The 12701-nt window shown below is 36.7% G+C and carries 16 protein-coding genes; all 16 read left to right on the top strand.

The features are described from left to right. Window positions 1-32: 32 nt before the first annotated feature. The 16 genes from BMX30_RS03905 to BMX30_RS03835 all read left to right on the top strand — a co-directional run bounded on the left by BMX30_RS03905 (window position 33) and on the right by BMX30_RS03835 (window position 12699). Window positions 33-341, top strand: coding sequence for a hypothetical protein (locus tag BMX30_RS03905; RefSeq protein WP_090741392.1), 309 nt, complete (start codon window positions 33-35; stop codon window positions 339-341). A gap of 27 nt (window positions 342-368) precedes the next feature. After that, complete coding sequence (locus BMX30_RS03900; protein WP_090741390.1) at window positions 369-1103, top strand: hypothetical protein; 735 nt, start codon at window positions 369-371, stop codon at window positions 1101-1103. 33 nt (window positions 1104-1136) lie between these two features. After that, window positions 1137-2366: a phage portal protein gene (locus BMX30_RS03895; RefSeq protein ID WP_090741389.1), complete on the top strand. Its 1230-nt coding sequence runs from the start codon at window positions 1137-1139 to the stop codon at window positions 2364-2366. Between the two features lie 35 nt (window positions 2367-2401). After that, window positions 2402-3202 (top strand): head maturation protease, ClpP-related, encoded by an 801-nt coding sequence (locus tag BMX30_RS03890; protein ID WP_244532497.1) that lies wholly within the window; start codon window positions 2402-2404, stop codon window positions 3200-3202. Window positions 3203-3275: 73 nt separating this feature from the next. Further along, a complete protein-coding gene (locus BMX30_RS03885) occupies window positions 3276-4379 on the top strand; it encodes a phage major capsid protein (protein ID WP_090741385.1) in 1104 nt (367 codons plus the stop codon). 44 nt (window positions 4380-4423) lie between these two features. Then, window positions 4424-4588 carry a hypothetical protein gene (locus BMX30_RS23390; protein WP_170843786.1) on the top strand — a complete coding sequence of 55 codons (165 nt, stop codon included), beginning with the start codon at window positions 4424-4426 and terminating at the stop codon, window positions 4586-4588. Continuing rightward, the gene (locus BMX30_RS03880; RefSeq protein ID WP_090741383.1) at window positions 4588-4872 is read left to right on the top strand and encodes a head-tail connector protein; all 285 of its coding nucleotides are present in this window, start codon (window positions 4588-4590) and stop codon (window positions 4870-4872) included. Before BMX30_RS23390 ends, BMX30_RS03880 begins: the two co-directional genes overlap by 1 nt. 11 nt (window positions 4873-4883) lie before the next feature. Next, entirely contained in the window at window positions 4884-5183 is a 300-nt protein-coding gene (locus BMX30_RS03875; protein WP_170843785.1) for a phage head closure protein, read from the top strand. Beyond that, window positions 5183-5581 carry an HK97-gp10 family putative phage morphogenesis protein gene (locus tag BMX30_RS03870; protein ID WP_090741380.1) on the top strand — a complete coding sequence of 133 codons (399 nt, stop codon included), beginning with the start codon at window positions 5183-5185 and terminating at the stop codon, window positions 5579-5581. Before BMX30_RS03875 ends, BMX30_RS03870 begins: the two co-directional genes overlap by 1 nt. Beyond that, window positions 5578-5904: a hypothetical protein gene (locus BMX30_RS03865; RefSeq protein WP_090741378.1), complete on the top strand. Its 327-nt coding sequence runs from the start codon at window positions 5578-5580 to the stop codon at window positions 5902-5904. The genes BMX30_RS03870 and BMX30_RS03865 overlap by 4 nt, the downstream gene beginning before the upstream one ends. Window positions 5905-5921: 17 nt before the next feature. Then, window positions 5922-6491 (top strand): major tail protein, encoded by a 570-nt coding sequence (locus BMX30_RS03860; protein ID WP_090741376.1) that lies wholly within the window; start codon window positions 5922-5924, stop codon window positions 6489-6491. A 68-nt stretch (window positions 6492-6559) separates the two neighbouring features. Then, entirely contained in the window at window positions 6560-6841 is a 282-nt protein-coding gene (gene gpG / locus BMX30_RS03855) for a phage tail assembly chaperone G (protein WP_090741374.1), read from the top strand. A gap of 172 nt (window positions 6842-7013) precedes the next feature. Continuing rightward, window positions 7014-8087, top strand: a complete 1074-nt coding sequence (locus BMX30_RS03850) for a phage tail tape measure protein (protein WP_090741372.1) — start codon at window positions 7014-7016, stop codon at window positions 8085-8087. 222 nt (window positions 8088-8309) lie between these two features. Continuing rightward, a complete protein-coding gene (locus tag BMX30_RS03845) occupies window positions 8310-10766 on the top strand; it encodes a phage tail tape measure protein (protein WP_139195377.1) in 2457 nt (818 codons plus the stop codon). Continuing rightward, on the top strand, window positions 10763-11623 hold the full coding sequence (locus BMX30_RS03840; RefSeq protein WP_090741369.1) for a phage distal tail protein: 861 nt from the start codon (window positions 10763-10765) through the stop codon (window positions 11621-11623). The genes BMX30_RS03845 and BMX30_RS03840 overlap by 4 nt, the downstream gene beginning before the upstream one ends. After that, window positions 11623-12699, top strand: a complete 1077-nt coding sequence (locus BMX30_RS03835) for a Gp37-like protein (RefSeq protein ID WP_090741367.1) — start codon at window positions 11623-11625, stop codon at window positions 12697-12699. Before BMX30_RS03840 ends, BMX30_RS03835 begins: the two co-directional genes overlap by 1 nt. Window positions 12700-12701 lie beyond the last annotated feature (2 nt).

Raw genomic sequence — 12701 nt, 5'->3', positions numbered from 1 at the left:
AGGGAAAAAGAAAAATAACAGGGGGGAACTACATGTTCAAGTTAAAAAAAGACGCAAACGGTGTGTCGTTTAGTGGAGGAACCACTAAAATTGTTGAAGAAGAAATCAGTGCCACCAATGGACTGGTCAATCATACAGTAAATGTGCCAACAGATGCGTATGCATTTGTAGTAAAACAAGCAGGTGCAAACATTAAAGTGACCATAAATGGTGGAGAAGCAGCACAAGGGATTACATTATTTGACGGTGATTATGTAGGAGATTTTGTAGACACCATTAAAAGTTTTGAAGTCTCAACACCAGCAAGTGAAATTCCTTTAATTCTTCAATTTATCGTGTAATGCATTTAATAAAGGGGGCAAAACATCATGCCATATAGACCTTTTCCAAAAGGAACTATAAAGAAATTAATACAACAAACATCAGGTGGAAACCAAGGTGTGCCAAGTGTCGAAACTGCCCTTGAATTTCCAGATCCACTAGAAGAAGAAAAAGCACAAAACATAGGCAAACAAGTGTACAACGAAGAAGACGGACAAATGTATGTTTATGGCTTAAATAAAGCATCAAGCATTCCTAATTTGGACGGAGAGTTGGATGGGAATGGAGTTTATAGCCTTTATTCCGACCGATACAATGTCAACGGGTATGGATTCAACGCTTCAACAAAGCCAGAGGAAGCGGTTTATGTCTTTAACCGTTATGAAGACAACGGGAGTGCAAATAATGCCATGGTTGAATACTGGCAACCATCGGAATCTTATGCAAGAGATGCATGGTTACAAGTCGAGTTGCCAACTCATCAAGCCTTTTTCGGATACGCCATTAAAACGTCACTTGCTCAACCAAAGGATTGGAAAATCTTTGGCGTCAATGATGATGGCACAGAGGTTGAGTTAGATTATCAAAAAGATATTTCTACAACAACTTGGCAATCAGAGAAGAGTGAAATGCAATTTAAAATTGATAACCCACAATATTTTAAAAAATATAAGTTTCATTGCTTACTTGGAAATGCTTCCTATTTAAGAATTTGGAAAATACGATTCTTTGATATTGGTGAGTGGCAAAAGCTAACCGAATACATCAAAAGAGGGTTATAGCATTAAATCTTAATAGGAAAGGAGGGAAACGAAATGGGATTACTATCAAAATTCTTTACTCAGCCAAAGAATGCTGTGAGTTTAAATGACTTCTTTAAGTCAGTACCGAACACAAATGCAGGTGAAGTCATCACAAACGAAGGAGCTCTTAATTTATCGCCAATTTATGCTGCGGTGAATTTGAAGGCAAACAGTTTAGCAAAGTTACCGATTCATGTTTATCGAAAAACTGAAAAGGGTCGTGAACGAGTGTATGATCATCCTGTTGCACAATTACTTTCTGGTCGAGTAAACCCATTAATGTCTACTTTCACTTTTGTTCACTTGTTGCAAACCCATAGAGGTACAGAGGGTGTTCATTACAGCAGGATTAATACAGATAGAAAAGGGAAAGTCATTGGTTTGTATCCTTTAAATCCATCAAGAGTAGATATTGTAGAAGATATCTCAGGAAAAATCTTTTATGTGGAGTCTACTAAAGATGGAAAAACAAATGTATACAATCAAGAAGAATTGCTAGTGATTACGTATTTAACGACTGATGGAATTACCCCAAAATCCCCAATTGATGTCCTCAGGGAAACGGCTGGCTTAATAACCGCACAAGATCGATACATAACGAGCTTTTACTCCCAAGGAACGCTTACCCGTGGCGTGTTAAAAATTCCCACCCAACTTTCAAAGGATGCAAAGGACGCTGTGAGAAGACACTGGATGGAAGCAAACTCAAAAGGAAATGAACAAAAAGTAGCTGTGCTTGATTCAGGTATGGAATTTCAAAATATCACCTTAAATCTTGCAGACCAAGAATTCCTTGCTTCTAGAAAGTTTTCAATCGAAGAAATTGCACGTGCTTATAACATTCCATTACATATGTTGAATTCACTTGAATCAGCAACGTTTAATAACATCGAACAAATGACTATGAGCTTTGTAATGGATACATTGATGCCTGAAGCGATTGCAATTGAGCAAGAGTTGAATTACAAGTTGTTTACGCCAAGTGAACAAAAACAAGGCTTATATGTCAAATTCAACTTATCATCTGCCATGCGTGCTGATAGTGTTGCTCGCAGTCAATTCTATAAAACCATGATTGAAGCAGGAATTTATTCTATTAATGAAATTAGAAAATTTGAAGAAATGAATGCAATTGAAAATGGGGATAAGCATTACAGAAGTCTCAATTTTATTGATATCGATTCTGCTGATGAATACCAGAAAGCAAAAGCAGGAGTTGAACAAGGTAGTCCTAAAAAATAGGGCTTTTTATTATGCCTTTGAAAGGAGGTGATAGGGTGAAGAAGAAATTTTGGAATGTCATTAAGAATGGAAATATTGGTGAAATCACAATGTATGGAGAAATCGCTAGTGAGTCGTGGTGGGGGGATGAAGTCACTCCGAAAAAATTTAAAGAAGATTTAGACGCTTTAGGTGACGTATCCCAAATAAAAGTATATTTATCATCTCCAGGCGGCGATGTCTTTGCAGGTCAACAAATCCACTCCATGTTGAAGCGCAATAAAGCAGAAGTAATAATCTATGTTGAGTCATTAGCTGCTTCAATTGCTTCAGTGATTTGTAGTGCAGGAGATAAAGTAATAATGCCGTCCAATTCAATGCAAATGCTACATAACCCAATGACAGGTTTCTACGGAAATGCCATTGAATTTAGAAAAATTGCAGACGATTTAGACAAAATCCGTGAGAGTTTAATAGAAGCCTACTTAGGAAAATCCTCTGAATTAACTCGTGAAAAACTAATCGAAATCATGGATGCTGAAACGTGGCTTACAGCAAAAGAATGTAAAGAACTAGGGCTATGTGATGAAGTAGTAGAAGCCAAAGAAATCGCAGCAATAAGCACAGAGTTTCTTAACAAATACAAGAATGCTCCAGAAGAATTTATTAAATCCACTTCGAATCATGCCACAGAAGATCCTCAACAAACCGAACCTCAACAAAAAGAAGATCCAAAACTTACAGTAACAGTCAATGTGGATAAAGAAACGATGAAAGAAGTCGTTGATGAAGCGATTGACAAGGAAAAACAAGAAATTGAAATCGAAAATCTAAATTTCGAAATTGATTTAATCTAAAAAATTTATATTTCAAACTAAACACCTCAACGCAGGTGTATTTTTTATGCCAATTTTAAGGGGGAATTACACAATGAATAAAAAATTAAGAGAACTATTGGAATCAAAAAATGCATTAAAAAGTCAGGCTATTGCACTTCGTGAAGAAGGAAAAATCGAGGAAGCTAAAAACTTACTTCCTGAAATCAAGAAAATTGAAGACCAAATCGAATTAGAAGTTGCTTTGGCTGAAGAAGAGAAAAGCACTATCGAAAATAAAGTGGTTACAGAACCAAAAGCAAAAAATGATGAAGTGAAAAATTTCATCAATGGTGTTCGTACAAAATTCAAAAATGCGATGAGTTCAGGTTCTAGTGCTGATGGTGGATACACTGTTCCAGCTTCAGTGCTTACGAAGATAAACAATTTAAGAGAATCTAAAGATGCCCTACAAAACCTTATCTCTGTTGAAAAGGTAAAAGCTCCAACTGGTTCAAGAGTATTTAAAGCACGTAGCCAACAAACTGGATTTGCTGAAGTTGGGGAAAATGGCGAAATTCTTGAAAAATCTACTCCACAATTCACAAACATGGCATATGCTGTGAAAAAATTTGCTGGTTTCTTCAAAGTAACAAATGAACTATTAAAGGACTCTGACGAAGCAATTGAAAATACGTTAGTTCAATGGATTGGTGATGAGTCTCGTGTAACACGTAACAAATTAATCCTTGCTGAACTTGCTAAAAAGGCAAAAACAGCAATTGCGGGTACTGATGATATTAAAGATGTCATTAATGTTCAATTAGACCCAGCATTTAGAAATACATCTAAAATTGTAACAAACCAAGATGGCTTTAATCACTTAGACAAATTAAAAGATGGACAAGGTAACTATTTACTTCAACCTTCTGCAACTAGCCCAACAGGTAAGCAAGTCTTTGGCGTAGATGTAGTTGTTGTATCTAACAAAGATTTACCATCCGATGTTACTGACCCAGCAAATCCAAAAGCTCCAATGATTATTGGGGACTTAAAAGAAGCAGTTGTCATGTTCGAAAGAGAAGGTACAGATATTGTCGCAAGTGACGTTGCAGGTGACGCTTACTTAACTGACGTGACATTGTTCAGAGCGATTGAACGTGAAGAAGTAAAAACAAAAGATGCTGAAAGCTTTGTATATGGTGAACTTGCACTTTAATAAGAGGGTATAACACCCTCTTTTCTTCTTGAAGGAGGGATTAGATGAAGGTAAAAGCACTTATTGATTGTGTGGGTGTTGAATATGAGTTAAAGAAAAATGAGACGGCTGATTTATCAAAAGCATTAGCGGAAAAGTTACTAAAATTTCAATATGTTGAGGAAGTGAAAACCGTCAAAAAATCACCTAAAAAGAAGGTGAATGAATAATGGTTTCTCTACAAGATGTAAAAGATTTTTTAAGAATTGATTATCCAGATGATGATAGTTTTCTAACTTCATTACTCATGGCGTCTGAAACGTATCTCGTCAATGCCACACATTCCAATGTAAACAAAGAGGATGAATTGTTTGGAATTGCACAACGGTTTTTAATTGCTCATTGGCATGAAAATCGCAACACTGTATTAATTGGTCAAACAAGTAAATCGCTTGAATTTGCGTTAGAAAGTATTTTGACACAACTTTCCTATACAAGTAGTGATCTCTCATGAATATAGGAAGATTGAAACATCGGATTTCATTGATAGAAGAAGTCCAAACCGAAACAACCAATGGTTTTAAACAAAAAGAATGGGTGGAAGTAAAAAAAACATGGTCAGATATCCATACATACCAGCGTTCTAAAAAAGTAGAGAACGATAAAGAATTTGAAGAAGTGACCATTGTTTTTACCCTTCGCTATCAAACAATCAATAAAAACCATCGTATTCGGTACCAAGGAAAAGATTTTATCATTCAAAGTGTTCAAGACAAAACATTTGAGAAACGTTTTTTGGAAGTTTCAGCAAGTGAGGTGGTCTAATGGCAAAAAGTTCAATCGATGTAAATGGCATGAATGACATTTTTAAGAAAATCGAGAAAATGGGTCGTGAAGCAATTTCACTAAAACAAGAAGCAACCAAAAAAGCAGCAGAGCATACCGAAAAAGAATTAAAACAAGAAGCCAAAAAGTTAGATGACCATTATTTCACAAAGGAAAATCTGTACTATGGAACACTCGAAGAAAATATCAGATTTGAACCATCTGATAACGAAGAAGGTCAAATTGTCCATACTCATCAAGCATATTGGAGCCAATTTTTAGAATTTGGGACCGTGAAAATGAGTGCACAACCCTTTATGGAAAAGACATTCCATAACGAAAAAAAGAAAATGCAAGACATTATTGAAGAGGAACTCAAGAAAGGATTGGGATTATGAATCATCCATTAATTAAAACTTCATTAGAATCCTTACAAGTCCCTGTTGAGTTCATTACCTATGATGGTGAAGAAACTACCTACATCACCTATTCACAATACGATGCAAGAGAAGCTCTTGCGAGTGATGATGAAGAACAAGCCACCAATCTTTTCTTTCAAGTCAATGTCTTCTCAAAGGGAGATTACATCCCTTTAGTAGAACAAATCAAACAAAAAATGCGAGAAATTGGTGGAATCAGAGTCAATGAAAGTCCTGATATGTATGTAGATGAGTATTACCAAAAAAGCATTCGTTTTAAATTTACTAAATTTAATGATTAATAGGAGCGTGATTATAAATGGCAGGAGTAGTTATCGGGGCTAAAAAGCCACATTTTGCAATTTTAACAAGTGATGGTGCAACACCAGTATATGAAGTACCAGTAAAAATGGGAAAAGCAATCAATATTACCATTACACCAAATATCAATACCAATACGTTGTATGCAGATGACCAAGCAAGTGAAACAAATACAGCTCTTGGAGCAATCGAAGTAGCGATTGAGTTGGATCAATTATCAAGCGACGTTCGTCAACAATTATTAGGCATCACTAAAAATGCGGATGGCGTTTTAGAATACAAGGCAGAGCAAAATGCGCCTTATGTTGCGTTCGGATTTGAAAGTCCATTGTCAACTGGAGGAGACAGACTCACTTGGATGTTGAAGGGTCAATTTAGTATTCCAGCAGATTCTTATCAAACCAAAGGCGAATCGGTTGAATATCAAACAAAAACCATTAATGGAACGTTTGTTGTACGGGAAGATGAAAATTGGAAATATGAAGTCGATTCAAACGATCCAGAAGTGAATGCAGACGTGATTGCAAATTGGTTTAATGCGGTTTACGCACCAACACCAGCAGTATAAGAATGAACGATGAAGAGAGGACAAGTTCCTCTCTTTTTTGATTATTTACGATTTTAGGAGGGAAATTTATGATACTTGAATTAAACGAAAAGAAATACATGGCACCACCAGCAAAGGCAAAATTATTCCGTAAAGCGTTAGTGATTACAAAAGAATACGATTTGGATAATCTCACAGCAGATACATTAGATGAAGTCTTATTCTTTGTTTGTGAGGTATTCAACAACCAATTTTCACTTGAAGATATCTATGAATATGTCGATGGAAGAGATTTAGTGAAACTCGTGATTGATAGCATCAAGCATGTAGTTGGACAAACCACAGGGGAAGAAGACAGTAAAAAAAAGTAGTCCAAGATCCTTATCAATTAATCAAGGAAATGTATTTAAATCTAATGAAAAGTGGGTTTTCACTCAACGACATTGATGAAATGGATGTCCACTGGTATTTCGAAGTGATGAATCAAGAAGAAGAAGTCGAACAAGGGTTCATCGATCAATTATGGTGAGGAGGTGGTGATCGGTGTCCACAGAACTTGGAAAATTAAGTATTGCCATCAACATTGATGACCAAGACATGCAAAAATCCCTTGCTGCCATTAAGCGAGATGTAAAAGCAGCATCCAATCAGTTTAAAGCAAGCAGTGCGGGAGTAGATAAATACAACGCTTCCATTGATGAATTAAAGCGACAACAAACATCCCTTGAAAAAGTGATTGCTTCTCAATATACAGAAACACAAAAATTGGAACAAGCATGGAATGAAGCGATTAAAACAAAGGGAAAAGGTTCAGCGGAAGAGAAAAAACTCGAAGCCCAATACTACAAGTCTGTTGAAGCGATGAGGAAATCGGAAGCTCAATACAAAAAACTTGGAGAGCAAATTCAGAAAAAAGAAGCCGATTTAAAACAGTTGAATGCAGAAATGAAAAAGCAGTCAACCGTTTCCTACAAAATGGGTCAAGCACTAGAAGATGTAAGCAAACAAATGAAGGATGCTGGGAACTCAATCAGTGATTTATCCCAAAAAATTGAACCCATGAGTAAAGCATTTTCTATGGCAGGAACGGTCATAGCAGGAGCATTTGGAGCGATTGGAGCGGCTGCATTTAATGCGGCAAAAGAAGTAGATGATGCACAAACCATGATTCAAGTGCGTCTTGGTGCTACACAAGAAGAAGCAAACAAATATGCCAAACAAGCACAAGACATTTGGGCAAATGGATGGGGAGAATCCATTGATGAAGTGGGAGATGCCATTGTTAAGGTTTCACAAAACTTAAAAGGAATCGACCCTAGTGAATATAACCGTGTGGTCGAAAGTGCTTTTACCTTAACAAAAGTAACAGGAGCAGACCTAAATGAATCCTTGCGAGGAATCAATGGACTCATGGAAAACTTCGGAATAACCTCAGACGAAGCCTTCGATTACATGATTCGTGGCGCACAGCGAGGACTAAATAAATCCATGGAACTTGAAGACAATGTGGCTGAATACAGTCAGTTATGGAATCAAGCAGGATTTGAAGCCAATGAAATGTTTGCTGTTTTAGAAAATGGGTTAATATATAAGCCCCTTATATCAGTGATGATATAAGTAAACCTCGAATATGCTGGAAACCCCTTTAGAGCCTTTTCTAGTAATTTATAATAGAAATGTTATGAATATCTGAAAATGAAATGGATTGGGCAATCAGCAGAGATAGTCCTAAGTCATTTAGTGATATGGAAAGCTCTCAACGACTACCAAGAGGCAACTCAAAAGAGTTGATGGTATAGTCTAGCCCCTTATAAATATGTCGAAAGACAGGGTATAAGCGTGAACAATGGCGCCTACAACCTAGACAAAGTGAACGATCTAGTGAAAGAAATGAGCATCTCCTTTACAGACGGAAGATTTGAAGAACATATGGCAGATTTCTCAAAAGAAACACAAAACACCTTCAAGGAATTCCAAAAAGGAGAAAAAACGGCTAAAGAAGTCATGATGTCCATCATCAAAGACTTAGAAGGAGCAGAAAACCAACAAGAAAAACTAACAAAAGCTTCAGAAATTTGGTCTGCTCTTGGTGAAGATAACGCCATGAAGGTCATTGAATCCTTAAATGATGTGAACGATGCCTATGATGATGTCACAAACGTAGCAGAAGAAGCGAAAAAAGCGATGGAAGAAAGTTTCGGTCAAAGACAACAACGAGTCCTTCGTGGATTTAAAACGGCACTCATGCCAATCGGAGACGAATTATTGTCTGCTGCTGAGAGATATATGCCAAAAATTGAACGAGCCTTACATAGTTTATCAAACGAAATTGACAAAATTGATTGGGATACAGTCATTAGAGATGGGATTAAATTTGCAACTGATGTATTAGCACCTTTAGGAAAAGCCATTTCAAATGTAGCCAAGTTTTTACTTAGTTTAGACGGAGACACCATTAAATGGACAGCGACCATTGTCATACTGGGAGCGACTCTATCTCCAATCATAGGGGTTGTGGGAAGTCTCACTTCGGCATTTGGTGGATTGTTAAAAATGGGAGGAAGTCTTTCAAAATCGTTAGGTGCAGGCACAGGGTTACTAGGTATTTTTACGAAAATGGGACCCACAGGTGTCATTGGACTTGCCGTTGCAGGTATTTCAGCTTTAGCCATTGGAATAAGTGGCTTAAAAAAAGATTCAGAAAAATTGAAAGAAGTGAACCTTGCTCAACACGAACAATTCCAAACCCAATATGAAGACACCTCAAAATTAATTGGACAATTTGATGAACTCCGAAACAAAACCAAACTTTCCAATGACCAATTTGCTCAATACGTAGACTTGCAAACAAGACTGCAAAAGGAATCAGATCCAGAAGTTATCCAGTCGATTCAACAACAAATGCAACAACTTCAAGAAAAGTCAGGACTCACCAATGAGGAATTAAGTCAAATGGTGCAACTGAACAAAGATGTAACAGAAGCTCTTCCAAAATCGACTGAAAAAGTAACAGAACAAGGAAATAAAATTGCAGGAACAACAGAAGAGTTGAAAAAGTACAATCATGAATTGTTGGAAATGAGTACACTTGAACTTGAAAAACAATTCTACAATGCTTGGAGTAATCAAGAAAAACTCTTGAAAGAAGCAAACAATCTATTTAAAGAAAGAATGGATTTAAGTATCCAACAAGAATCGATTGACCGAGTTCTAACGAAGAAAACGGAAGAGCAAAAGAAGGCTCACCGAAAACTTCTTGACCAGAAGATGCAAGATTTGGCAATTACGATGTCAAATAGAGACTTATCCAATGAACAGCGGGAACAAATTGCAGACACGATTGAATTATACGGATGGGAAAAAGGTCTTCTTAAATTAAAAACGGACGAGTTGTTAAAACAATCATCCGAAACGCATCAGCAATCCATTGATTTGCAAGAACAAATCAACAACAACCAGATCAAACAAAAGCAATTTGACCAAATCACAAGACAACTACAAATTCATTACTTAACAAGTCAAGGCATTTCAAAAGAAGTCGCCATTCAAGCAGTGGAAGAAGGAAATCAGTTGCAAGTGTTAGAGCAAAAGATTTCAGCATTGCGTGAACAAAAAAGACAACTTGAAGCTCAAACCCCTGCCAATAGAAGGAACACAGATGAATACAAAAGAATGGTTCAACACATCGACAACCAAATTGGTGGATTGGAAACCTCAAAAGGAAAAATCATTGATTTAACGCAATTTGCAGGAGATTACAATGATGAATTAGGAAAAGACATCGATAAACAAGTCAATGCCAAAACCAAAGAAGATAAAAAATATCATGAATTAGATAATACAACAGGAAAACAAATCAATGTTCGAACCTTGCCAGACAGAACCTACAACAATTTAGGTACACGTATCAAAAAAGTAGTAGATATTGTTGCACAAGGCGCAAAATCGATTTTTGGTTTTGCCGATGGAACCAGTTATGCACCTGGTGGGATGGCATTCTTAGGGGAAGAAGGCTTTGAGATTGCTAAATTTGGAAACAAATTAAAACTCGTAGACTTCGGACTGTATGATATGCCACGAGGAACGCAAGTCTTTACTCATGAAGAGTCGAAAAAAATGTTGGCACAAATGGCGAATAACTTAGGTTCAAGCACAGGTGGTTCAACCGTTGTCCAACAAACCACGAATTTCTCCCCGAATATCGTCATCAATAGCAATAATCCGTTTGAAACAGCCACCCACATGGAAAGAACCTTACGAAAAATGAGTTATCAAGGAGGTATTCCGAGAAGATGAATCTAACATTATCCATAGAAGGAAAAAGGGTATCGCTATCGGGATACCCTTTTAAGTTATTAAAAAAACCGAATTTTTCAGGACTTCAAGCAGATGTAAACATTACCCAAACAGGAGCAGATGGGGGACTTTATCTTTATTCACGATATGGTACACGTGATATCGAGATTGAAGGAATGATCAATTGTTATGGACAAAATGAAGCATGGGTGAAAAAGCAAAAACAACTCTTATTTAAAATCAGTAATCCGAAAGAAGAAGTCACCATTGAGATTGAGGAGCATGGTGAGGTTTATTTAATCAAAGCCTATCCCACCTCTTTCCCTGTTTTCAGAAACGATAGGGAAAATAAAAACAAAACCTACCAAACCTTTTTCCTCCAACTTGTAGCCCCTGACCCTTACCTCTATCGACCAACGAAACAATTTTCCTTTTCAACCAACAACCCCTTATTTGAATTTCCCTTAGAGTTTAATGAAGTGGTTTTTGGGGAAAGAAACGCCACCTTAATTGAAAGCATTTATAATGGTGGAACCATGGAGGCACCCATTGAAATTCGAATTAAAGCCCTTCAAACCGTAACAAATCCTTCCCTTTTTAATGTGTATACCCAAGAACAGATTAAGCTGAATGCTACATTAAATCCAGGAGATGAAGTCATCATCAATACTGGAAGAAAAAAAGAAGTATCCCGCATCCGAAATGGAGTAAAAGAAAACTTCTTTTATGCTCTGAATTTAAATAGCGATTTTATTCAATTGCATCGTTCCGACAACATTTTTAGAATGGCAGCAGACCAAGGCGAAGAATATATGGAAATCTCCATTAGCTACCAAGAAAGAGTAGGTGGCATCTAATGTGGTATATCTTTAGCACCAATTTTGTATTAAAAGGGGTGATTACAGAAATCAATACAGTTACCATTGAACATCATTTTTATGAGTGTGATGTTGTCAATCTAGTCATCCCTTACACACAAGAAGTATATGAAACACTAAAAATTGGAGATGTGATTCATCAAGGAAAAGGAAAAAAAGGATATCGTGTTCACACACTAGAAATCAGCGAAATTGAACGAACCATTTTTGTTGGGGCATATGGAGTAGAAGGAATTTTAAATCAAAGAATTATCTCCAAACCATTTGAAATGAATGCCAACATGAAACAAATTCTCTATACCTTAATACAGCAAAATCTAGGGTCTGGCGCAAGTTCCAATCGAAGAATTGATAGTTTGCTTTTACCTACCATTGTGGATGAGGGAGAAAACATCTCAGTTAGTTATTACGGCGAAAACCTTTATACCGTGATTAGTGAACTATCTAAACAACTAGGGATGAGCGTAAAGTTTGATTTTAATCCTTATCCTGAATATGCAAGTGACGGAACGATTCTTACCCCAGCTAATATCAACTTATCCTTTCATATTGGGCAAGATTTAACCACTGGAAACAGCGAACATCCTCCAATTATTTGGAAAGCAAATTGGGGCGATACACGAGATGAACTGCTATTTTTAAGTCAAAAACATTACAAAAATGCCGTGTATCTAAAAAGTGGAGATGAAACACCGATACAGGTAGAAGTGAATGAATCAAGTGGATTAACAGGCTGGGATCGTTTTGAAATGTTTAGTGATGCCGTGGATATTCGAAAAGGAATTGACGAAACAACCACGTTAACCGACCAACAGGTAAGAAAGTTACTAGAGAGTAGAGGGAAACTGGAACTTTTTCGAAATTATAAACTTGATGATTTCACCTTTATCTTAAATGAAGACATTCCACAAGTGTTCCAAAAAGATTTTTTTGTTGGAGATTTCGTAACAGTGGTCAATGAAAAATTCGGAATCACAAGACATTCAAGGATTGTCACGGTGATTGAAACCATCATCCAAGAAAAATCACAAACCCAAGTGAAATTTGAAGATTAAGG

This window comes from Mesobacillus persicus (assembly GCF_900109925.1).
GTDB lineage: Bacteria > Bacillota > Bacilli > Bacillales > Cytobacillaceae > Mesobacillus_B > Mesobacillus_B persicus.
This window is presented reverse-complemented; position numbering and strand designations above follow the sequence as displayed.

Bases quoted from the DNA above. Each gene is read 5' to 3' on its own strand.
- BMX30_RS03870 (WP_090741380.1), top strand. From the start codon at position 5,183: ATGGCAAAAAGTTCAATCGATGTAAATGGCATGAATGACATTTTTAAG.
- BMX30_RS03860 (WP_090741376.1), top strand. From the start codon at position 5,922: ATGGCAGGAGTAGTTATCGGGGCTAAAAAGCCACATTTTGCAATTTTA.
- BMX30_RS23390 (WP_170843786.1), top strand. From the start codon at position 4,424: ATGAAGGTAAAAGCACTTATTGATTGTGTGGGTGTTGAATATGAGTTA.
- BMX30_RS03895 (WP_090741389.1), top strand. From the start codon at position 1,137: ATGGGATTACTATCAAAATTCTTTACTCAGCCAAAGAATGCTGTGAGT.
- BMX30_RS03865 (WP_090741378.1), top strand. From the start codon at position 5,578: ATGAATCATCCATTAATTAAAACTTCATTAGAATCCTTACAAGTCCCT.
- BMX30_RS03900 (WP_090741390.1), top strand. From the start codon at position 369: ATGCCATATAGACCTTTTCCAAAAGGAACTATAAAGAAATTAATACAA.
- gpG (WP_090741374.1), top strand. From the start codon at position 6,560: ATGATACTTGAATTAAACGAAAAGAAATACATGGCACCACCAGCAAAG.
- BMX30_RS03885 (WP_090741385.1), top strand. From the start codon at position 3,276: ATGAATAAAAAATTAAGAGAACTATTGGAATCAAAAAATGCATTAAAA.
- BMX30_RS03905 (WP_090741392.1), top strand. From the start codon at position 33: ATGTTCAAGTTAAAAAAAGACGCAAACGGTGTGTCGTTTAGTGGAGGA.
- BMX30_RS03880 (WP_090741383.1), top strand. From the start codon at position 4,588: ATGGTTTCTCTACAAGATGTAAAAGATTTTTTAAGAATTGATTATCCA.
- BMX30_RS03840 (WP_090741369.1), top strand. From the start codon at position 10,763: ATGAATCTAACATTATCCATAGAAGGAAAAAGGGTATCGCTATCGGGA.
- BMX30_RS03835 (WP_090741367.1), top strand. From the start codon at position 11,623: ATGTGGTATATCTTTAGCACCAATTTTGTATTAAAAGGGGTGATTACA.